Source organism: Planococcus shenhongbingii (assembly GCF_030413635.1).
Taxonomy (GTDB): Bacteria; Bacillota; Bacilli; order Bacillales_A; family Planococcaceae; genus Planococcus; species Planococcus shenhongbingii.
Genome location: NZ_CP129235.1, coordinates 505,025 through 526,194 on the forward strand (window position 1 = coordinate 505,025; position 21,170 = coordinate 526,194).

General features: G+C 44.0%; 25 protein-coding genes. 22 read left to right on the forward strand and 3 right to left on the reverse strand.

Translation table 11 applies throughout. From position 1 onward, the window contains the following. Positions 1-18: 18 nt before the first annotated feature. Entirely contained in the window at positions 19-1,200 is a 1,182-nt protein-coding gene (locus tag QWY16_RS02640) for an MFS transporter (RefSeq protein WP_300991315.1), read from the reverse strand. Between the two features lie 210 nt (positions 1,201-1,410). Here QWY16_RS02640 and QWY16_RS02645 point away from each other — a divergent pair, with 210 nt between their 5' ends. The 3 genes from QWY16_RS02645 (at position 1,411) to QWY16_RS02655 (ending at position 3,182) form a co-directional block, all read left to right on the forward strand. Next, positions 1,411-1,845: an SRPBCC family protein gene (locus tag QWY16_RS02645; RefSeq protein WP_300991316.1), complete on the forward strand. Its 435-nt coding sequence runs from the start codon at positions 1,411-1,413 to the stop codon at positions 1,843-1,845. Continuing rightward, positions 1,846-2,202: an ArsR/SmtB family transcription factor gene (locus QWY16_RS02650; protein WP_300991317.1), complete on the forward strand. Its 357-nt coding sequence runs from the start codon at positions 1,846-1,848 to the stop codon at positions 2,200-2,202. A gap of 848 nt (positions 2,203-3,050) precedes the next feature. Next, positions 3,051-3,182, forward strand: a complete 132-nt coding sequence (locus tag QWY16_RS02655; RefSeq protein WP_300991318.1) for an Lmo0850 family protein — start codon at positions 3,051-3,053, stop codon at positions 3,180-3,182. Between the two features lie 36 nt (positions 3,183-3,218). Here the strand turns inward: QWY16_RS02655 and QWY16_RS02660 are convergent, their stop codons facing one another. Then, entirely contained in the window at positions 3,219-4,406 is a 1,188-nt protein-coding gene (locus tag QWY16_RS02660; protein WP_300991319.1) for an FtsW/RodA/SpoVE family cell cycle protein, read from the reverse strand. A gap of 162 nt (positions 4,407-4,568) precedes the next feature. Between QWY16_RS02660 and QWY16_RS02665 the strand changes: the two genes are divergently transcribed. The 7 genes from QWY16_RS02665 (at position 4,569) to QWY16_RS02695 (ending at position 12,977) form a co-directional block, all read left to right on the forward strand. Next, entirely contained in the window at positions 4,569-5,339 is a 771-nt protein-coding gene (locus tag QWY16_RS02665; RefSeq protein WP_300991320.1) for a hypothetical protein, read from the forward strand. Between the two features lie 256 nt (positions 5,340-5,595). Beyond that, positions 5,596-6,666 carry a D-alanine--D-alanine ligase gene (locus QWY16_RS02670; protein ID WP_300991321.1) on the forward strand — a complete coding sequence of 357 codons (1,071 nt, stop codon included), beginning with the start codon at positions 5,596-5,598 and terminating at the stop codon, positions 6,664-6,666. Positions 6,667-6,679: 13 nt separating this feature from the next. Then, positions 6,680-8,038 (forward strand): UDP-N-acetylmuramoyl-tripeptide--D-alanyl-D-alanine ligase, encoded by a 1,359-nt coding sequence (locus QWY16_RS02675; RefSeq protein WP_300991322.1) that lies wholly within the window; start codon positions 6,680-6,682, stop codon positions 8,036-8,038. Between the two features lie 91 nt (positions 8,039-8,129). Beyond that, positions 8,130-8,828 carry an alpha/beta hydrolase gene (locus QWY16_RS02680; RefSeq protein ID WP_300991323.1) on the forward strand — a complete coding sequence of 233 codons (699 nt, stop codon included), beginning with the start codon at positions 8,130-8,132 and terminating at the stop codon, positions 8,826-8,828. Between the two features lie 333 nt (positions 8,829-9,161). Continuing rightward, complete coding sequence (cshA, locus tag QWY16_RS02685; RefSeq protein ID WP_300991324.1) at positions 9,162-10,679, forward strand: degradosome RNA helicase CshA; 1,518 nt, start codon at positions 9,162-9,164, stop codon at positions 10,677-10,679. Between the two features lie 278 nt (positions 10,680-10,957). Beyond that, positions 10,958-11,437 carry a PH domain-containing protein gene (locus tag QWY16_RS02690; protein WP_300991325.1) on the forward strand — a complete coding sequence of 160 codons (480 nt, stop codon included), beginning with the start codon at positions 10,958-10,960 and terminating at the stop codon, positions 11,435-11,437. Continuing rightward, a complete protein-coding gene (locus QWY16_RS02695) occupies positions 11,430-12,977 on the forward strand; it encodes a PH domain-containing protein (protein ID WP_300993251.1) in 1,548 nt (515 codons plus the stop codon). The genes QWY16_RS02690 and QWY16_RS02695 overlap by 8 nt, the downstream gene beginning before the upstream one ends. A 33-nt stretch (positions 12,978-13,010) precedes the next feature. Here QWY16_RS02695 and QWY16_RS02700 read toward each other — a convergent pair whose 3' ends face one another. Further along, positions 13,011-13,619, reverse strand: a complete 609-nt coding sequence (locus tag QWY16_RS02700; protein WP_300991326.1) for a rhomboid family intramembrane serine protease — start codon at positions 13,617-13,619, stop codon at positions 13,011-13,013. A 68-nt stretch (positions 13,620-13,687) separates the two neighbouring features. Here QWY16_RS02700 and acpS point away from each other — a divergent pair, with 68 nt between their 5' ends. From acpS to QWY16_RS02760, 12 genes are all read left to right on the forward strand, one after another. After that, complete coding sequence (gene acpS / locus QWY16_RS02705; RefSeq protein WP_300991327.1) at positions 13,688-14,038, forward strand: holo-ACP synthase; 351 nt, start codon at positions 13,688-13,690, stop codon at positions 14,036-14,038. Positions 14,039-14,057: 19 nt separating this feature from the next. Continuing rightward, positions 14,058-15,161: an alanine racemase gene (gene alr / locus QWY16_RS02710; RefSeq protein WP_300991328.1), complete on the forward strand. Its 1,104-nt coding sequence runs from the start codon at positions 14,058-14,060 to the stop codon at positions 15,159-15,161. A 98-nt stretch (positions 15,162-15,259) separates the two neighbouring features. Further along, positions 15,260-15,544 (forward strand): transcriptional regulator, encoded by a 285-nt coding sequence (locus QWY16_RS02715; protein WP_436837177.1) that lies wholly within the window; start codon positions 15,260-15,262, stop codon positions 15,542-15,544. A gap of 4 nt (positions 15,545-15,548) precedes the next feature. Continuing rightward, entirely contained in the window at positions 15,549-15,899 is a 351-nt protein-coding gene (locus tag QWY16_RS02720) for a type II toxin-antitoxin system PemK/MazF family toxin (protein ID WP_036807373.1), read from the forward strand. A gap of 191 nt (positions 15,900-16,090) precedes the next feature. Then, a complete protein-coding gene (locus tag QWY16_RS02725) occupies positions 16,091-16,918 on the forward strand; it encodes an RsbT co-antagonist protein RsbRA (RefSeq protein WP_300991330.1) in 828 nt (275 codons plus the stop codon). Then, entirely contained in the window at positions 16,918-17,280 is a 363-nt protein-coding gene (locus QWY16_RS02730; protein WP_036807366.1) for an STAS domain-containing protein, read from the forward strand. Before QWY16_RS02725 ends, QWY16_RS02730 begins: the two co-directional genes overlap by 1 nt. A gap of 2 nt (positions 17,281-17,282) precedes the next feature. After that, the gene (locus tag QWY16_RS02735) at positions 17,283-17,684 is read left to right on the forward strand and encodes an anti-sigma regulatory factor (RefSeq protein ID WP_300991331.1); all 402 of its coding nucleotides are present in this window, start codon (positions 17,283-17,285) and stop codon (positions 17,682-17,684) included. Positions 17,685-17,695: 11 nt separating this feature from the next. Further along, complete coding sequence (locus tag QWY16_RS02740; RefSeq protein ID WP_300991332.1) at positions 17,696-18,697, forward strand: PP2C family protein-serine/threonine phosphatase; 1,002 nt, start codon at positions 17,696-17,698, stop codon at positions 18,695-18,697. 93 nt (positions 18,698-18,790) lie between these two features. Continuing rightward, complete coding sequence (locus QWY16_RS02745; RefSeq protein WP_300991333.1) at positions 18,791-19,120, forward strand: anti-sigma factor antagonist; 330 nt, start codon at positions 18,791-18,793, stop codon at positions 19,118-19,120. A gap of 1 nt (position 19,121) precedes the next feature. After that, positions 19,122-19,592, forward strand: a complete 471-nt coding sequence (gene rsbW / locus QWY16_RS02750) for an anti-sigma B factor RsbW (protein ID WP_300991334.1) — start codon at positions 19,122-19,124, stop codon at positions 19,590-19,592. Next, positions 19,570-20,352, forward strand: a complete 783-nt coding sequence (sigB, locus tag QWY16_RS02755) for an RNA polymerase sigma factor SigB (protein ID WP_036807353.1) — start codon at positions 19,570-19,572, stop codon at positions 20,350-20,352. The genes rsbW and sigB overlap by 23 nt, the downstream gene beginning before the upstream one ends. Then, positions 20,352-20,951, forward strand: a complete 600-nt coding sequence (locus QWY16_RS02760; protein ID WP_300991335.1) for a PP2C family serine/threonine-protein phosphatase — start codon at positions 20,352-20,354, stop codon at positions 20,949-20,951. Before sigB ends, QWY16_RS02760 begins: the two co-directional genes overlap by 1 nt. Positions 20,952-21,170 lie beyond the last annotated feature (219 nt).

Consider the following 21,170-nt stretch of genomic DNA (forward strand, 5'->3'; position numbering starts at 1 on the left):
AAGAAAAAAGCAAGCGCCTCACGAAGAGGGGCTTGCTTTTTCACTGGTCCGCAAAGTTTTGCCGGAACTTTTATAAATCACGATCAACCCGATGCTGAACAAAGCCAGTGCACCGGAAAGATAATAAACCGATCCGGATTGCAGTGTCAATAGCCATGTGAAAAGCAGCGGTCCAATGATGCGGCCCATATTATCCATTGAGTAGGTCATGCCAGCGGCGGTGCCGTACTTTCCGCCAGACTCTTTTGAAGTCAGAGACACCAATATCGTTCGGGCAAGGGCGTTGCCAGCTGTGAAAATGCTGAGGGCAATACCGGCGAAAATCAGGCTCGAAGTGAAAGGCAGTAAAAACAGTCCGGCTGCTGTGACGATTTGCGCACCGATGATCCATTTGGTTTCCGATCCGTCTTTCACACGGCGCACGACGCCGCCTTGAATCGCTGCATCCACAAAACCGCTTGCCATAAAGAGATAGCCAAGCTGCAGCGGCGTAATTTCAATCTGGTCAATTTGGAATAGCTGGAATGTCGATTCCAAGCCGGCCAGCAGAAAGGTTACGGTAAACGAGAACAGAAATAGGTATCGGATCCGGTATTGCCAAAGCATGCTGGCGCCTTTTGGCAGCAGTTTCCGTTTGACCGCTTCGCCATGGCGCTCCGGTTCTTTCAAGACGATGCCGGCATAGACCATGAGCAGCAAGATGAGAACGGCTGACGCGGTAAATGGCAGGGAAAGAGAAATTGCGCCAAGCAAACCGCCGATTGCTGGGCCGAAAATAAAGCCGAGGCCGATTGACATGCCGAGCAAACCCATGTATTTATTGCGTTCTTCAGATGTCGTAATATCGGCCACGTAGCCGGTTACTGCTGTGTATAGGGCGCCGGAAAACAAGCCGCCGATGATACGGGATAAATACAGCAAAATCAGATGATCCAGAAACAGCGAGAACAAAAAGAAACTGAGGCTGAATCCGGCCAAGCCGATTAAAATTAGTTTTTTGCGGCCGGTTCTATCGGATAAACGGCCCCAAAGCGGTGCTGTAAAAAAAGAAGCAAGCGCGTAAATGGTGATGAGTCCGCCAACATGAATATCTGCATAGCCTTTCTGAACAATAACTTCCGGCAATACCGGTATGATAATGCCGAAGCCCAAGTAAACGAAAAATTGAACTGACATCAGCAATAGAATGGTTTTTTTCATAATGAAATTTCCTGCTTTCTAAAAAGACTATGGTGCCATTTTACCCCTGTTGAAGGAGAACGACAATGAAGGAAAGGCAATTAATTCTTTACGCCTTTTAATAAAACACGATACGGTCGCTTCTTTGGAGCAATTGACATTAAACCTTGAGGGACTATATCATATTAAATATAACCAAAAGGTGTTACTTTATACTGAAGGAGAATGATCATGGAACCGATTAATCAAGCAATGCTGGAAGATATTAAACATGTCATCATAATTGATGCCCCTGTCCAAAAGGTATGGGATTTCGTAGCCACTTCAGAAGGGATCGCTTCCTGGTTTATGCCGAACGATTTTCAGCCTGAAGAAGGAAATGAATTTCATCTCCAATCCCCGTTCGGTCCATCGCCCTGCAAAGTGACCGAATTTGATCCGCCTAATCGCCTTTCGTTTACATGGGATACTGAAGGCTGGATTGTTTCATTTCTTTTAACGGAAATCGAAGGCAAAACGGAATTTACCCTTATCCACGGAGGATGGAAGCATCCTGAAGCTGTTCTTCCTAAAGCAAACGAGAAAAGTTTTATTATACGTGATCGGATGGACCATGGCTGGGAAGGGATTGTTAGAACATTAAACGAAAAGGTGGTTGAAGCTTAATTGTCTTTAGCAGCTAAAAAGTATGATGTCTTTCAAGCGATTGCAGATCCGACGCGGAGAGAAGTGCTTCACTTATTATCTGAAGGGGAATTGGCTATTTCGGCAATCAGTTCACATTTTCCTATCAGCCGCACAGCAATTGTGAAACACCTTCATATCTTAACAGAAGCTGAGCTGGTCAGCGGACGAAAAGAAGGCAGGGAAAAAATCTATAGCCTGCAGCCGGAGTCCTTTGAAGAGTTAAAACAGTGGCTGTCGTATTTTGACCAATTCTGGCACAACAAGTTGTCGATTCTCAAGCACGTAGTCGAGAATGAGGAAGAAAATAAAACCATAAGAAAACGGCCGACTGAATGAGTCGGCCGTTTTCCAGGCTGTCGAGAAACTTTCGACAGCTTTTTTCATTTCGCTCCAGGTGGGACGCTTTCCGCGGACATGGCTTCAGCCGCTTCCTTTGCTCCTGCGATTACTCGTCGCAAATTGAAAAAACATTCGCTTTGCTCAGTCCAGGGTCTTCAGCTCATGTTATTTCCGCAGGAAGCGAACTGTGCAAAAGCACTTTTGCGCGGTTCGTTTGCGACGAAGCTAGCGCAGCGATGCAGGAGCACCTCTTTGCCCTTCGCCCACCTTCCGCTGCATTCAGCTCTCTATTGTCACTTTTAGAGATTCTCTGGAATAGGGAGCTGATTCGGAAAGCACTTTAATGTTTGTACCCATCCCCTAGATATGGAGCCAACCAGCGGAGAAAACCGTACTGCTCCTGCGCAAGCTCGTCGCAAAGACTTAGCCTTGCAGGCGTCGGCTAATGTCTTGCCTGCGGGAAAGCGAGACAGCCGAGACCCTGCAACGCCCTTTCATGTTTCGAAGCTAGCGAAGCGATGCAGAAACAGGAGCGTAAGCGACGAAGCGGCTTGGCGCTCGCCCGCGGCAAGCGCAGCTGGTTGGCGGAATATCGGTTAAGGAATGGCCACTAATACAAATTTACACATTCTCAACAAGCGGAGAAATACTTTTATTAATTTTTCCTTCATCCTGAAAAAATTTACAATTTTTTCACTTTGTCATCAAAATGAAAAGTTTAAATCTCGCAAAAGATGGTATTATATGCATAGACACAGAAAAGTCAACTATTTAACTTTATAGATGAAACTGGCACCAGTTCAAAACGTCAATAACAGTATGAATAATATAAAGAGGTGATCTGGATGGCGAAAGACGTTGAAATTCGCAAAATTGTTTCCAATCTATCGAAACTGGGAATCCAAGCAAATATCACAAAATCTCGTGTGGAATTATTAAAAGCACTGGCTTTGCCCCAAACACCGCAAATACAATAATAGATGCAAAACTCCGACGCCAAGCGTCGGAGTTTTTTAATCAACTTCTTTATCGTTGCCGAACATATAAGTTCGGTGGTGAAATTTCATGCTGAAAACAATTCCGATAGCCAGCATATTTCCGATCAAGGAACTTCCGCCGTAACTGATGAATGGAAGCGGAATACCAGTAATCGGCAAGAGCTGGATGGTCATTCCGATGTTTTGGAAAACGTGGAATGTAATCATCGCAATAATTCCGGCACAAACATAAGTGCTGAATGTATCTTTCAGTTGCAAAGTGATCTTAGTTAAATGGTAAATCAGCATGAAGAATAAAATAATGACTGCGCTGGCTCCGACAAATCCAAAATCTTCCGAAATGACCGTGAAGATAAAGTCCGTATGATTTTCCGGCACATATACTTGTCTTCCTTGATAACCTTTCCCGAACACTTCCCCTGATCCGATTGCATTCATGGCGGCAATCAGGTTATAGCCTGCTCCGTCTGCGTAAGCATACGGATCCAGCCATGTATAAATTCGGGCAAATGCATAAGGCTGGATGCCGAAAGTATCTGTTAGAAACTCTTGCATATTGACTGCCATCCAAAGCAGTGTAACGCCAATAAGCGTCACACCGCCAAAACTTGGCAAAATGATTTTCCAGGAAATTCCGGCGACTACGATAATGGCTAATGTAATAGCGATAAAAACTAGTGCTGTGCCCAAGTCAGGCTGTTGAAGGATAAACAACAGCGGGATAAGTAGTAAAAAACCGATTTTTCCCAATAGAAATAAGTCTGTCTTTATCGTTTTTAATGGAAGTTTCTCATGATGGGAAGAAATCATTTTAGCCAAAGCCAATATATAGAAGGTCTTCATAAATTCAGCAGGCTGGAGATTAACGAAAGGTGTATGGAACCAAGCTTTGGCGCCGTTGACCCGCTGACCAATCTGGCCTACTCCTTCAGGTGCAATCATCAAAGCCATCAAAAGCAGTATTCCAATACCGTATAGATAATAAGACATTTTTTTATATTGTTCTGGATCAAAGTACATAAGTACTGCAATCATGCAGACCGAAATAAAATAAAAAAGCCCTTGCCGTGGCACGAAATTCGTCAAATATTGTCCGGAGGTCTGTGCTGAAGAAATAGCGATTAAAGAGACCACGAAAAATAAAAATAATATAAAAGCGAGCGGCCAATCGATGCGATCGGTTATGCTCTTGTTTGTTTGCATTTGCGTTCACCTGTACTTTTTTAGTATTGAGAGTTGTTTTACATTATAGCGTATTCTTATAGAATGTGCCTATACCAAAAGTAATGACGCAAATAGAGCAAGGATGTTTCATATTTCATGAGAATGGTCGTATAATGTAAAAAGGAGATTGGAGTGGGGGATATGGTCAAAAAACCGTTGAACGCGGATTATTATATACAGCATCTATACATCTATTTGAATGACGCTGATCAGTTTGCTCTTTTCAGTGGGTTGACCTTTGCTCAATTTCTGGACGCCATGAAAATGCCTAAAAACCTCTTGCTGCTTAAACATCCGTATGAAGATGCCTCGTTCAATATGCATACTTATATGGAATTTGTCAGCCAGGACGAGTTTGCGCAGCTTCGGAAAGCGCTTCTACATAAAAAAAGTGAATTTTGCTGGATTGATTTCAAAAGTGAAAGACAATTGAATTCTCTGACTCCCCAAGAACAGGCTGAGCTTTTATACATCGGCCATAAAAAAGAAACAGTGCGGCCGCCGTTTTATGCAGCGTTGCAAAATGAATTCGTCTACTTATCAAGTGAAGAAGAACAGACGACTAAAATTTACTTCCGGCATTTGGAGCGGTTGAACGAGCTTGTGGGCAATTACTTTACCCAGGCAATCCGCAAAGAAGCGAATGGACAAAACTTTTGGCGGCGGAAGTCGAAAGATTTAATTCCGGAATTGCCTTATGAAATTCTGTCTTCATTAAAAAATGATTACCGGGAAGGTGCCTTGATTTCGCTGGCTGACCCGGAAAAAACGAAGAACACCATTGAACTGCATATTCGTTCAGTAGAGGAAATTTCTTTCCTTGATGAGTTTTGGTCGGACATTCAGGATTACACAAAACAGGAAGTTGACCGAAAAATCATCTTTGACCGCAAATTGAAGCAATGGAAATAATACTCGGAAACGAGTGTTATTTTTTTTGCCATTGAATTTCATTAAATAATGTTGCGGCTATTTTGCTAGCCAATCGCAGAAATACGCGCCTCAGCAGCATAATTTCAGTGCTGCATGCGTAAATTTCTGTGTCGCTGGTCGGAAAAAATTTTTCGTCTTTCCCGGTTCGTGATAAACTAAGCATTATGCGAAACGAAATCATTAAAATGAAAAGCACCGAAAGTTTCGGGACTGGACATTAGCGGAGGTATAAGGGATGAAAAAACGAGTTGGTTTATTATATGGAGGCAAGTCAGCGGAGCACGAAGTATCGCTTTCCACTGCCCATGCGGTTACACAAGCATTAAATTTTGAGAAATATGAAATACATCCAATCTATATCACGCAAGAAGGTGAATGGAAAAAAGGGCCGATGCTTGAAGGGCCGACTGAAACAACCGAGCAGCTTCAATTGTCGGATGGAACGGACAATCCGAATGACATTTCTGGATTCCTTCCTGCAGAAGCTGGACAAGGCCTTGAAGTGATTATTCCGTTATTGCACGGTCCGAACGGAGAAGACGGCACGGTCCAGGGAATGCTTGAAGTGATGAATTTACCTTATGTCGGCAATGGCGTTTTGGCTTCTGCTGCAGGGATGGATAAAGTCGTGATGAAGCAGCTGTTTGAAATTGCGGGATTGAAACAAACGCCTTACGTATATTTTATTCGGCAAGATTGGCAGAAAAACCAAAGTTTTTGGGTAAACAAAGTAGCAGCCGAGCTGAAGTGGCCGGTTTTTGTGAAACCTGCGAATTTGGGCTCGAGTGTTGGCATAAGCAAAGCGGATAATGAACAGGAATTGGTTGCAGCAGTTGAAGAGGCGCTGAAATTCGACCGCAAAATTGTGGTGGAACAAGGCGTTACGGCACGCGAAATCGAAATCGGGGTATTGGGGAATGACATCCCGGAATGTTCGGTAGCCGGGGAGATTAAACCGCTGAAAGCATTTTATGACTACGAAGCGAAGTACAAAGACGGCAATACCGCGATGATTATTCCGGCTGAACTCGATGAAGACGTATACGCAGAACTTGTAGCTGCTGCTAAAAAAGCGTTTAAAATACTGGACTGTTCAGGACTGGTCCGCGCTGATTTTTTTGTCACGGCTTCTAATGAGATTTTGATCAATGAAGTGAATACATTGCCAGGCTTTACTCCGTACAGCATGTTCCCGCTGCTTTGGGAAAATACAGGGCTGCCGTATCCGAAATTGATTGAGCGTTTGATTGCTCTGGCGATTGAGCGGTATGAAGAAAAGCAATTGCTGCAAGTAAAAATAGATTGAGTGGAGAAGTTTAATGAAAAAACCTATAGAACAACTGGCTAAATGGCTGGATATAAAAACGAGTTTAAAAGGAATTGAAGTTACGGGCGTTTCGATCAATACGAGAACGCTGAAGCCAGGAGATTTATTTATCCCGTTTCGCGGAGAAAACGTCAATGGGCATAAATATGTCCGCCAGGCTTTTGAAGCAGGGGCAGCCGCCTCGCTGTGGCAGCGGGATGAGCCGGATCCACCTCAAGATTTGCCTTTGTTAATCGTTGATGATCCGAAAACCGCTTTGCAGGAAATGGCGAGAGCATACCGCAATGAGTTGTCGACGTTGGTGGTGGGCATCACCGGATCAAATGGCAAGACATCAACAAAGGATTTAGTGGCGAGCGTTTTAAAGCCGTATTTCAAAGTACAAAAAACACAAGGCAATTATAATAATGAAATCGGGCTGCCATTGACGATTTTATCGCTTGATGAAGACACCAAGTTTGCAGTGCTGGAAATGGGCATGAGCGGCTTTGGTGAAATTGAATTTTTATCTGAGCTGGCCCGTCCGGATTATGCCATCATCACCAATATCGGCGAAGCCCATATGCAGGATCTTGGCTCCCGCGAAGGAATTGCCAAAGCGAAATTTGAAATTACGGCAGGGCTGGAAAGCCATGGCAAATTATTCTACGATGGCGACGAGCCTTTGCTTGTGCCTTTTGTCGAGAATTTTCCGCAGGCGGTATCATTCGGTTTTGACACCAACAACGAATTGACCGTTACGGATATTAAAGCAACAGAAAATGGCAGCAGTTTCCAAGTGAGCGGCATTATCGATGCAGCGTTCACGATTCCGGTACTCGGAGAACATCAAGTGAAAAATACCTTATCGGCAATTTTGGTCGCTCTTGAAGCCGGCTTGACGGAGGAAGATATCCGCCGGTCGCTGAAAGATGCGGCATTAACCGATATGCGCATGCAAATCGTCCATGCGGAAAGCGGTGCTACATTTATTAACGATGCTTATAATGCAGCCCCTTCTTCAACGAAGGCAGCATTAAACTTTCTTCGTGAAACGACGATGAAAGAAGACAAATGGCTCGTTCTGGGCGATATGCTGGAACTGGGCGAAAACGAACGGGAATATCATGAAACGCTCGAAACATCCATATCGGATAATATCGCAGGCGTCTGCTTGTTCGGTCCACGTATGAAATGGCTCTACGAAAAAATGAAAGACTCCTATCAGGGCGAATTGATATGGAGTGAAAACGAATATGCTCCGATCATCAATTTTTTAAAGAAAAAGATTACAGCGGAGTCGCTTATTCTTGTTAAAGGATCACGCGGCATGGCGCTTGAGCGGGTCATCGAACCTTTTATCAAGCTTTAACAGCCGTTAACTAAACGACAATCAATGGAGGGTTTTTATCTCTGCTGATTGTTGTTTCTTTATATTCTAAAATGAAAGCAGGGGAAGCCGCTTGAAGACAGGAGTTTTATGCATTCACGGCTTTACAGGCGGGCCTTATGAGGTTCAGCCGTTTGCCGACTTTATTGAAAAGCAGACAGATTGGATCGTCAAAGTGCCGACACTTCCGGGACACGGGGAAATCTTGAGCCTCCGGAGAATGAAGGCGGAGCATTGGATGATGGAAGCGGAACTGGCATTGCGGGAATTGAAAAAAGAGGCAGACCGCATCATTATTGTCGGGTTTTCGATGGGCGGGCTGATTGCGATGTATTTGGCGTTGCGCTATAAAGTGGACCGGCTGGTGCTGCTTAGCGCTGCTGCCAAATACATCAGCGCTAAGCAGCTTCTGGAAGAAATCAAAGAAACCATGGCAGATGCAGTGAAAAGGAAGCTTAAAGATAATGAGTTTTTTCAGCAGTATAAATATAAATTGACGCACACGCCTATATTTTCTACAGCTGAATTTCTGAAAGTGCTTAAGACGATCGAACCTTATTACCAGCAAATAAAAGTGCCAGTTTGCATTGTTCAAGGAAGAAAAGATGGGATTGTTCCGGTTTCTTCTGCTGATCACATCTATAACAGTGTAGGTTCTGACGAGAAACACATCATCCATTCCGAGTCGGGCAAGCACTTGATTTGCTACAGTGATGATTGCGACGATTGGTTCATGAAGGTTCTCGGATTTATGAAAAAGGGCGCAGAGTAAACTGATTATTGGAACCTTTGCGTATTGATTGCAAGTACTTGGAAATCATGTTATTCTAATGAAAGCAATGGATACATTTTTGGAACGCTCTTCTCTGTGAAGAGTATTTTTTTGAGCAAAACGGTTTGTTCTACTTATTGGGCATCAAAACCCGCCGATCAGACCGCTCGGCAACGCCCGAGCTTTTTCTGTTCACACATCCCCTCTGACTTAAAACTACAGAGTATGATTTTCGACGTGAAACTTCCTCATAAAGGCTCGACTTTGTCACGATTTCATCTAAAATGTACACCATTTGTAAATAAGATGAAGACAAAAGGAGATTGAAAACATTTGGTAAAATTTTCAGAGTTAAATATTAGCGAAACAACTTTAAAGTCCGTAAAACGTATGGGGTTTGAAGAAGCAACACCGATTCAAGAAGGTACGATCCGTCTAGGTATGGAAGGCAAGGACATTATCGGACAAGCCCAAACGGGAACTGGTAAAACAACTGCATTCGGTATTCCGTTGATTGAAAAAATCGACACTAAAGATGGCAACGTCCAAGGATTGGTTATTGCGCCAACTCGCGAATTAGCAATACAGGTTTCAGAAGAGTTGTACAGACTGGGCCAAGATAAAAACGTGCGCATTCTTTCAGTATACGGTGGCCAAGAAATCAGCCGCCAAATCCGTGCACTTAAAAACCGCCCACAAATCATCGTTGGTACACCAGGACGCCTTTTGGACCATATCAACCGCCGTACGCTTAAATTGGATAATGTAAACACATTGATCCTGGACGAAGCAGACGAAATGTTGAACATGGGCTTCATCGAAGACATCCAAACAATCATGTCAAGTGTTCCTGACACTCGCCAGACATTGTTGTTCTCAGCGACTATGCCGGATGCTATCCGCCGCATCGCAGAGAAATTCATGAAGACTCCAGAAATCGTTAAAATCAAATCAAAAGAAATGACTGTTGAGAATATTGAGCAGTTCTACGTTAAATCGGTAGAGCGCGAAAAATTCGATATCCTTTCACGCCTTTTGAACGTACAACAACCAGAACTTGCAATCATCTTCGGCCGTACAAAACGCCGGGTTGACGAATTGGCACATGCTTTGAATATCCGCGGCTACGTAGCTGAAGGAATTCACGGCGACTTGAGCCAAGCGAAACGTATGTCTGTGTTGAAGCAATTCAAAGCAGGTAAAATCGACATTTTGGTTGCCACTGATGTAGCAGCTCGCGGACTTGATATCTCAGGCGTATCACACGTATACAACTTTGATATTCCACAAGATCCTGAAAGCTATGTCCACCGTATCGGCCGTACTGGCCGTGCAGGTAAAAAAGGAGTTGCAGTCACGTTTGTAACACCACGTGAAATGAGCTACTTGGCCATCGTTGAAAGAACAACTAAGAAAAAAATGGAAGCTTTGATTCCTCCAACTGCTGATGAGGCTGTACTTGGCCAAAAACGCGTTGCAATGGAACAATTGCAAGAAATGACTGAGAAAAACAACTTGGGCGACTACCGCGTATTTGCGAAAGAAATGCTTGAGAAGTTTGACGCTGTCGATTTGATTGCAGCAGCTCTTAAAACAATGACAAAAGAGCCGGAAGATGTACCGGTTTCTATTTCAGAAGAACGCCCGTTGCCATCTCGCGGCGGCGGCGGTTATAAAGGCAAAGGCGGACGCAGCAGTGGAGGCGGCGGTTATAAAGGCAGCCGTTCTACAGGTTCAGGCCGTCCATCTTCAAGTCGTTCAGGTTCAGGGGCTGGCGCTGGCCGTCGACGTGAAGGCGCAGCAAGCAGCACTGGCGGACGTCCAGGACGCACTCGCCGCCACGAATCTTAAGAAAAGCGGAAGTGCCCGTGTAGATTCGACGGGCAGAAGTCGGACCATCGAAACGGCGTGTTTGTGCCGTACAGATGGGTCGGCTTATGACCCTAGAATCTGGGCGCTGCAGCTAGACATTAAGAAAAGCGAAAGCTTAATAACGAAAGGCGGATACGAAACAGGAAACTGTTTTCGTATCCGCCTTTTTTGCTTGGCTGTTATCAGGTACAATTAAGTCAAACGCATTACAGCTTGAATTGTATAGGAAAGCAGGAAACGCGAATGGAGAGAAGCGAATGGAACATCAACCGAAAAACCAGATTTCCAGAAAAGGGCTAACGGTTTGGCGATTGTACGGAACAATCCAAACCGCAATAATTGCTGTTTTTATTATCGGAGTGGGCGTGCTCACTTACTTTTTTGACTGGCCCCAGTGGCTGTATGCCCTTTATGCTGGAATCATTATTGCATTCGGAGTTTTGCTGATTTATTTATTTCCGAAAATCCGCTGGGAGCGCTGGCGCTATGAAGTGCGGGAGCAGGAAATTGAATTGCAGCATGGCTTATTCATCGTAAGGCGAACTTTGGTTCCAATGGTAAGAGTGCAGCATGTTGATACGGAGCAAGGACCGATTTTAAGAAAATACGATTTAGCCGAAATCTCGATCTCCACAGCTGCTACAACGCATATAATTCCTGCACTTGTCACGGCGGAGGCAGATGAATTGAGAGCGAGAATTTCTGTGCTGGCAAGGGTGGCGGAAGATGATGTCTGAAACTTACTACAAATTGCATCCTGTTTCTGCGCTTATTAACTTCGTCAAAGGGCTAAAAGAGCTAATTGTTCCTTTTCTTGTTGTTTTTGGCGTTAATCTTTTCCGGGACGGTGGAATCAGCTCAATGTTCAACCAAGGCTGGCAAGGATTGCTTCCGGTGCTGATTGGGTCGGTGGTACTGGTATTTGTGCTGGTTGCTGGAATAATTAAATGGAAACGTTTTGTGTATTGGTTTGAAGACGGGGAACTGCGCATCGAATACGGATTATTCGTCAAGAAAAAGCGCTATATCCCATTTGACCGGATTCAGAGCCTGAATTATACCGAAGGAATATTCCACCGGCCGCTTGGCTTAGTGAAAGTAAAAGTGGAAACTGCCGGTTCCGGGAAAGCCGGACAGGCAGAAGCGGAATTGACGGCTATTTCCCGGGAAGATGCGGACCGGATCGAGCGGAAAATGGAAGAAGCGAAACGCGGTATTTGGAGAGAAGCCGAGGAAAACCCAGATATAGCGGTTGTGGAAGAACCGCAATTAGAAGAGAAGAAAGAAACCAAGACACTTTACCGGATGACGATGAAAGAACTGCTGGTTCTGGCCACTACGTCGGGCGGAATTGGAGTAGTACTGTCAGCGACAGCTGTCTTCTTTTCCCAGTTTTCCGAGTTGATTCCTTATGATGCAATTTATGAAGAAGTCATGCTGTTCCTGCGATTCGGTTATTTAATAGTGGCCTTAGTGATTTTTATGGGGCTTTTGATTGCCTGGGTTATCTCGGTCATATTAACGATTTTCGCGAACTATCATTTCACGATTCAAACGGATGAAGAACATATCTACCTTACGAGGGGATTGCTTGAGAAAAAGAAAGTTTCCGTACCTTTTAAACGGGTGCAGGGAATAAAAATCTCACAAAATCCTTTGAGGGAATTATTCGGTTATGCGACTGTGACGGTGGAAAGCGCAGGAGGTTCAATTGGGGACAAAGATGAAAAAATCCGGCTGTTTCCGCTCGCAAAAAAATCCGCTATACTGCCGGTGTTGAACGAATTGTTTCCAGAAATGGAATGGGAAGCGGAATTGACAAAAGCTCCAAAACGCAGCGTCCATTTTTATTATCGGCTCGATCTTATTTGGCTCGTGCCCCTCATTGCTGCTATAGGGTACTTTTTCTACCCTTATGGTCTTTTCGCACTGCTAATTTTGCCGATTATCATATTGCTGGGAGTTTGGCAGCACCGGACAGCCAGCTATGCCTTGTCTGGGAAACAATTGACTATGCAATTCCGGGGAATCAGCAAGCACACTTCTTATATGATGAAAAGACGGATACAGGCAGTCGATATCACGCAAAGTTTTTTTCAGCGGCGCAGAAGCCTTGCCTCTATTCAAGCAACCATCAAATCCGGGATGATGGGTGCAGTTGCTCGAATCGACCATATGGAAAAAGAAGATGCCAGCCGAATTTTGGCTTGGTATGAACCATCTGACCAAAAATCCGCCGACCATGAAAAAAGGCAGCCGGAATTGTTTTCCGGCTGACCCTTTCTTTGTGTCTGGAATCCAGCGCTGTTGTTATTTCCTTTTCTTCCAGCTGACAATCCGTTTCGGATGGAAATAGCTGAGTCCAATCAGGAAACCAGTAATCATTCCAGCAATATGCGCGGTTGCATTGACGTTTGGCGTCAGGAAAGTCATGATTATACTGATAACGATAATCGGGAGTATGATTTGTCTAAGCTGAGGGAGTGCCCGGCGTCCATAATACAACAGAGCCGCGAAAGCTCCGAAGATGCCGAAGATTGCTCCGCTCGCGCCGACATGCAAGTAATCCAGCGGCTGCAGAAAATATGTGACAAGCGTACCAAAAAATCCTGACAATACATAAATGGTGATGAACCGGACTTTCCCGGTAAGCCTTTCAAGTTCCGGCCCGAATAAAAATAAAGAAAACATATTAAAGAGCAAGTGCATAATTCCGCCATGCAAAAACATCGGCGTGAAAAACCTCCACCATTCTCCTGCGTTAATCAAAAAATTAGAGCCGACACCAAAACTGAAAATCTGTCCTCCGAGTACCGGAATCCAGGTGAGGATATGCACCAGTAGATTGAGTGCGATCAAAGTCGACACGACAGGATACAACCGTAAATATTGGGAGAAGCTTTCTGTACGAATAAACATTTTGTCACCTCTATTTCATACCTGTTATTATACCTGTTTAGTGTTTGCGATTGAAAGGAGAAACAATTATGATTATTGGAATCGGTTTGGATATAGTTGAACTTCATCGGATCCAGAAGCTTGACAGCCGGTCCTCCAAATTCCGCGAGCGTATTTTAACCGAACGGGAGCTTTCAGAATATGCATTGCTGTCCGAGAAACGGCGAGTGGAATTTCTGGCTGGCCGTTTTGCGGCAAAAGAAGCTTTTTCCAAAGCCAATGGCACTGGCATCGGTGAGTTTTGTTCGTTTGAAGACATTGAAATACGAAAAGATGAAAAAGGCAAGCCGAGCATTTATTTTCGGCAGCAGGAAATTGGACTCGTTTCTATTACACATACAAAAGAATACGCGGCAGCACAAGTTCTTTTGCAATCTTAAAAGTAAGTGGGGATATTAAATGACAGAACATTATCGGCCAACAAAAGCAGTCATTGATTTAGGTGCTATCGAAAAAAACTTGGTTTCTTTTCGCGAACGCAGCAACGGCGCTGAAGTAATAGCAGTAGTAAAAGCGGATGCCTATGGGCACGGGGCAAAAGAAATAGCACAGCGAGCGGTAGAGACAGGTGTCAATTTTTTGGCGGTCGCCACTCCTGATGAAGCACTATACCTCCGGGACCACGGCTTTAAAACAAAAATTTTGGTGATGGGTGCTACTCCAGCAGCCTTTCTTCCAGTCGCACAAAAAGAAGAAATTGAGGTTGCTGCCATTTCACTGGAATGGCTGGCAATGGCAGCCGCTTCTATAGAGCCGGGTCTTCCGCCGTTAAAAATTCATTTGAAAGTCGACACAGGGATGAGACGGGTAGGAGTAGCTACAGAAGAAGCGAAGGAAGCCATTGATTTCATTAAGCGGCAGCCTTTTGAATTTGCCGGCATCTTTACGCATTTTGCTACGGCTGATGAGGAAGTGGGCGAATTATTCCAGCAGCAAGTGCGTGAAATGAAAGCCGTTGTTGAACAAGTGAATGACCCTCATGTAATGGTCCATGTTTCAAATAGCGCAGCGGCGATTATGCATCCGGACTTGGCGTATGATGCTGTGCGGGTGGGCATTTCCCTATATGGCATTGCTCCTTCTCCGTATGTCGAACAAGAAATGCCTTTTCAGCTGTTTCCGGCGCTCAGCTTGGAAACGGAAATTGTTCACGTGAAAAAAGTGAAGGCAGGAGAAACTTTAAGCTACGGTGCAACTTACCGCTGTGAAAAAGACGAATGGATTGCGACGCTTCCCATCGGCTATGCTGATGGCATGCTGCGCGGGCTGCAAGGCCAGGATGTGTTGATCCGCGGGGAACGGATGCCGGTTGTCGGGCGCATATGCATGGATCAGTGCATGGTCCGCCTAAAGGAACAACTGCCAGTCGGAGAAAAAGTGCAGCTGATCGGCCGCCAGGGAAATGAGCAGATCCGCATTGACGAATGGGCAGAGAAACTAGGCACTATCCCATATGAAGTGCCTTGCATTTTGACCAAAAGAATCCCGCGTTTGTACTATTAAACGCTCTGATTCCCAAAAGGCCCTTTTCACCGCACCGCTTCAATGTTAAGATGAAGGGGTGAGAAAAGAGAAGTAGGGTATTATCGGAGGTGTCGGCTGTGTACGAGAAGTCAAAGACAAAAAAAGTGGTAGTAAAACTGCCTAAACAACTGTTATCAGAGTTGACTACTCATTCAGATGAACAAATTCAAGAGCGCGGTGACTATGTTTATGTTTCCACGCAACGGGTAATAAAAAGTGTATACGATTCACATCATATTCGAGAAGCAATGATCAAGGGCTACGTGGAGATGTCACAAATCAATTTATCAATCGCTTGTGAATGTTCTCATGCCGAGTACGAAGCGGAGCACACGACCGTGCGACTTGTAAGCGGAGGGTGACAATTTGATTGTAAAACGTGGTGACGTTTTTTTTGCAGAACTTTCACCGGTTGTCGGGTCTGAGCAAGGAGGGACCCGTCCTGTATTGGTGATTCAAAATGATATAGGGAATCGGTTCAGTCCAACTGTTATCATAGCAGCGATCACTGCGCAGATCCAAAAAGCGAAATTGCCGACTCACGTTGAAATCAATGCTAAAAAATATGGTTTTGAACGTGATTCGGTCATCTTGCTTGAACAATTGCGGACTATTGATAAATCGCGCTTGACTGACAAAATTACCCAGCTTGATGACGAGTTGATGGAAAAAGTAGATGAAGCTCTCGAAATCAGTGTTGGCCTCGTAAAGTTTTAAGCATACATACTCCTAAAACACTTGAAGTGCTTACTTCAAGTGTTTTTTTATTGCTTAAAAGAGAAACTAAGGTGTCAGCCGATAAAATAGATGTGAAAAAAACAGTTTTCCGATACAATAAAGGATAGAGTATATAAAAACCAATACGTAATGTGAGTTTTATGGTGGTACAGGGAGGGTTCTAGAAAATAATGAATAAAAAAATGGCCGGTTATATTCAGGAAAATTCCACGGAAATTATATCGAGATGGCAAGAACTGATGAAGAATGAAAAAGACGAACGTTCTTTTCAAGTGATGCCCACGGATTTGATGAACCAAACAAGCAAGGAATTTGCGGATTTAATGTTATCGAATTTATTGGAGAGCCATCAAGCATACGAAAACCGCTTAAACGATTTTGCGGAAAAAGTGGTGCGCCTCGGCTGGTCCGTTACCTTTGTAACGAAAGCAATCAATCATTTTTCAGAAGTTGTATTCGAAGGAATGGAAGAAAAGGGAATAATCACGAAAGAGAACTTCCGGGATTTCTATAAAGAGTTCAATAACTGGATTATACCGATTCGGGACAGCACCATTGATACATATTCAAAAACATGGGAACGTACTGTCAGCCTGCAGAAAATTGCGCTGCAGGAACTTTCTGCGTCGCTTATTCCTGTATTTGATAAAGTATCCGTTATGCCGCTTGTCGGAACAATTGACACGGAGCGGGCAAAACTAATAATGGAAAATTTGCTTGAAGGTGTTGTAAAACATCGCGCCGAAGTCGTGCTGCTGGATATTACCGGCGTTCCAGTTGTCGATACAATGGTTGCGCATCATATTATTCAGGCGGCAGATGCGGTGCGTTTAGTAGGAGCGAAATGTATGCTGGTTGGAATTCGGCCGGAAATTGCACAAACAATCGTGACACTCGGCATCAACTTAAATGAGTTTACAACTACCAGTACATTGCAGCGTGGAGTAGAACAAGCATTGGCTTGGACAAATCGCCAAATCGTGGAGGTTGAGGAATAATGAATTTTCGAATTCCAATTTTAAAACTGAGGGATACATTAATCGTCTCTATTCAATGGGAGCTGGATGATCAGACTGCAATTCAATTTCAAGAGGATCTGTTGACCAAACTGCACGAAACAAGTGCACGGGGAGTGGTTATTGATTTAACGTCAATCGATTTCATCGATTCATTTATCGCAAAAGTCCTGGGAGACGTCATTAGTATGTCAAGTCTAATGGGAGCGCGGGTGGTTATTACGGGTATCCAACCAGCAGTGGCTATCACTTTAATCGAATTAGGAATTCGGCTTGAAGATGTTATGACAGCACTGGATTTAGAAAATGGTCTGGATAAACTTCAACTGGAATTGGAGGCTTAAAAATGAGCAACCAGTCTTCGGTGGAAATATTGACGGAATGGGATATTGTTGCCGCAAGGCAGCTCGGGCGCAATGTTGCGAAAGAGCTGGGCTTTGGCACAGTAGATCAGGCTCGTATAACTACTGCTATCAGCGAGCTTGCTCGCAATATATACCTTTATGCAGGACAAGGAAGAATTGAAATCCAACAGCTTATGGAAAACGGAGTGAAAGGGATTTTGATTATTGCGGCAGACCAGGGGCCAGGAATTCCAGACATACGAAAAGTTATGGAAGATGGCTTCTCAACTTCAGGCGGATTAGGAGCAGGGCTGCCAGGAGTCAAACGCTTAATGGACGAATTTAAAATTGAAACGATCCCGGGTGAAGGGACGGATATACGAGCTACAAAATGGCTTCGATAGGGGGAGCGAATATGGTCCACAAAATCGAAAATCAATACAAAGAAATACTTAATCAATACATGCAGCGGCAATCGGAACAAAATCTGTATGTTGGCCAAAATTTCAGCCGCCAGCTTATCTCTGAAAATATTTCTCCAGAAGAAGTAATCAGCGTCCATAAAGCGGCGATGCAGGAAATTTATAAGGACCTGCCGGATGTTGTCTGGCACTCCTTTGATTTTCTGATTGAAATGATGATCAATTACGGCTTGGCGCTTCAAGAGCGGCAAAGCCTTTTGCAGCGCCAGGAAGAAATACGGGTGGAAATGGATCTGGCTGCGAATGTCCAGGAAACATTGCTGAAAACAAAGCTGCCTGCCTTGAAAGGGCTGGATATCGGGCTGCTTTCTATTCCTGCGCGTAAAATGAATGGAGACTACATATACTTTATCAGTGATGAAGACGGCCATGCCGGAATAGCGGTTGCCGATGTAATCGGCAAAGGGCTTCCAGCGGCGCTTTGTATGTCTATGGTGAAATTCGGGATGGACAGCCTGAATAATTCTCCTGCCAGTCCAAGGGAAGTGCTAGGGGTTATTAATCGGGTCGTTGAGAAAAGCATTGACGATTCCATGTTTGTTTCTATGTTTTATGGCCGATATGATGCCCGTAGTGCCTCATTGACTTATGGATCTGCGGGTCATGAACCGGCACTTTTGTACCGTGCAAAAACAAAGGAATTTGTTGAGTTATATGCAAAAGGGCTTCTCCTTGGTGTTTCTCCGGCAGCCACTTATGAAGAGCATACGGTTCAGCTTGAAGATAATGACATGGTCATCATGATGACCGATGGAGTAACCGAAGGCCGCACCGATGAAGGATTTATCGAGCGCGATGTGATTTTCGAAATGATCGAAAAGAAAAAAGACGAACCCGCTCAAGCGATTGTCCAATACGTTTATGACGAGCTGGAACGCATGCAAAATGCAGAGTTGCGGGATGATTTTACACTAGTGATTTATAAAAAAGTCTAATCCTAGGTTTAAGAACCGCTTTATGGTGGTATTTAAACTTACGATGGCTTTTTTAAGTTAAACCGAATTAAAGAAAAACGGGGTGTCAAATAGATGAATATTCAAGTGGAACTAGAAGAAACGGACAATAAGTTAAAAGGCTTTATACGCGGGGAAATAGACGCGCATACAGCACCGGTTCTTCGGGAAAAATTAGAAGCATTTCAGAATCAACAAGGCATCAACGCAGAATTGGATCTTTCTGACGTTAACTATATGGATAGTACAGGATTGGGAGTTTTTGTGGCATTCTATAAATCAGTAAATGCCAAAGGCGGCCATGTAAAGCTGACAGGGCTCTCGTCTCGTTTAAAACGATTATTCGACATAACTGGTTTGGGCGAAATTATGGACATCGAATCAGTTGGAAAAGGTGGTAATTGATATGCGTCCTTTCGATTATGTTGAAATGAGGGTACCTGCTAAATCACAATATGTAGGAGTTGCGCGCTTGACGATCTCTGGTTTGGCGAGCCGTATAGGTTTTACATTTGATGATATCGAAGATTTGAAAATCGCTTCAAGTGAAGCAGTAACAAATGCTGTTCAGCATGCTTATTCAGAAGGCGAAGAAGGCGAAGTTGTCATTGGATGTGCCCTATATGGAGACAAAATTGAGATAATGGTTGCCGATCACGGGCAAAGCTTTGATTTTGAGGAAACAAAAGCGAAGGTAGGTCCTTATCATGACCAGGAAGAAGGCGCTTTTCTTCGTGAAGGAGGTCTTGGCCTGTACTTAATCGAAACCTTAATGGATGAAGTAAAAGTCCATCATCAGGAAGGCGTTACAGTCTTCATGACAAAGTATGTTGGAGGAGAGCAGGTGGAAGAGGATGTCGAAACGATCTCATCCTAATCAGCCAACTAAAGAGCAGGTGCTTGAGTGGATCGAGGCTTACCAGAAAAACGAAGATGAAGAAGCCCAAACAATGCTAGTGATGAATTACAAACGGCTTGTCGAATCTATTGCACGTAAATATTCGAATGGTAAATCTTACCATGAAGATATTGCGCAAGTGGGCATGCTAGGGCTTCTTGGAGCTATTCGGCGTTATGATCCCTCTTTCGGCAGAAGTTTTGAAGCATTTGCGGTACCCACCATTATTGGAGAAATTAAACGTTTTCTTCGGGATAAAACATGGGCAATCCATGTTCCTCGCCGAATCAAAGAATTGGGACCACGAATTAAATCAACCGTTGAAGTGTTAACACGTGAACTGCAACGTTCGCCACAAGTCTGGGAAATCGCTGAGTATCTGGATGTTGATGAAGACGACGTACTAGAAGCAATGGAAATGGGCAAAAGTTATCAAGCTTTATCCATGGACCATTCACTGGAAGCCGATTCTGACGGCAGTACAGTGACTTTATTTGACGTTGTAGGCCAAGAAGACGATGGATACGAAAAAGCGGATCAGCGCATGCTTGTAGCGAATGCGATGAATGTGCTTTCTGAACGGGAAAAGCAGATCATTCAGTATACCTACATAGAGCAGCTGAGCCAAAAAGAAACCGGGGACAAACTCGGAATTTCTCAAATGCACGTCTCCCGCTTGCAGCGCAAAGCAATCAAGAAACTTCAAGAAGCTATTTTGGCAGCTGGCGGAGTGTCGTAGTGAAAAAAATACAGCATAGTTTTGTTGATGCTTTTATTTTCAATGAAGCAAAAAAAGGAAATTATGAATCTGGCGATAGTTACCATACCGTATTGACAGATGATTATTTCATTTGCTCCATAGCCGATGGTCTGGGCAATGGTCCTGTGGCGCGGGAATCTTCACAGGTCATTCCTCAAATTCTGGAAGAATATCACCATGAAACAATTGATGAACTGATGAAGCGGTTCAATGATTTAATGGTCCAAAAACGCGGAGCAGCTGTAGCTATTTTTAAAGTGGATTTTAAGAAAAAAACACTCGAATACAGCTGCGTTGGAAACATCCGGTTCTATTTATACCGGAAAGGAACAGACGAAATGATTTATCCATTGCCTGTAATGGGCTATTTATCTGGACGTCCGCAAAAACTGCGAACTCAACTTTACACTTATGTGGAAGATGATTTGTTCCTGATCCATTCAGATGGAGTGGAACTGCGAAATCCGAAAGTAATGATGCGCCAAGCTGGAATTCCCGAACGTTTATATTATGATATTTTGCGTTCGATTCAAACCGGAGATGACGCAACGTTTATAGCTGGAAGCCTGCTCAAATGAGTCGGCTTCTTTTTTTTGTCTTCTTTTATCGTTAAAAGCCTTTCATAAATCCGATAAAATTTACTTAAAATTCTGACAAAATAGAGTGTTTTTACTTCTATATATTGAAAGCGCTTTCTCATAAACTTCTATATATCAACGAATCTCGGATATGGCCGACGCAACATGGCTCATTGTCCGCAGGCGCTTGCAACTGCAAAAAAACTTTAGGGAAATGGA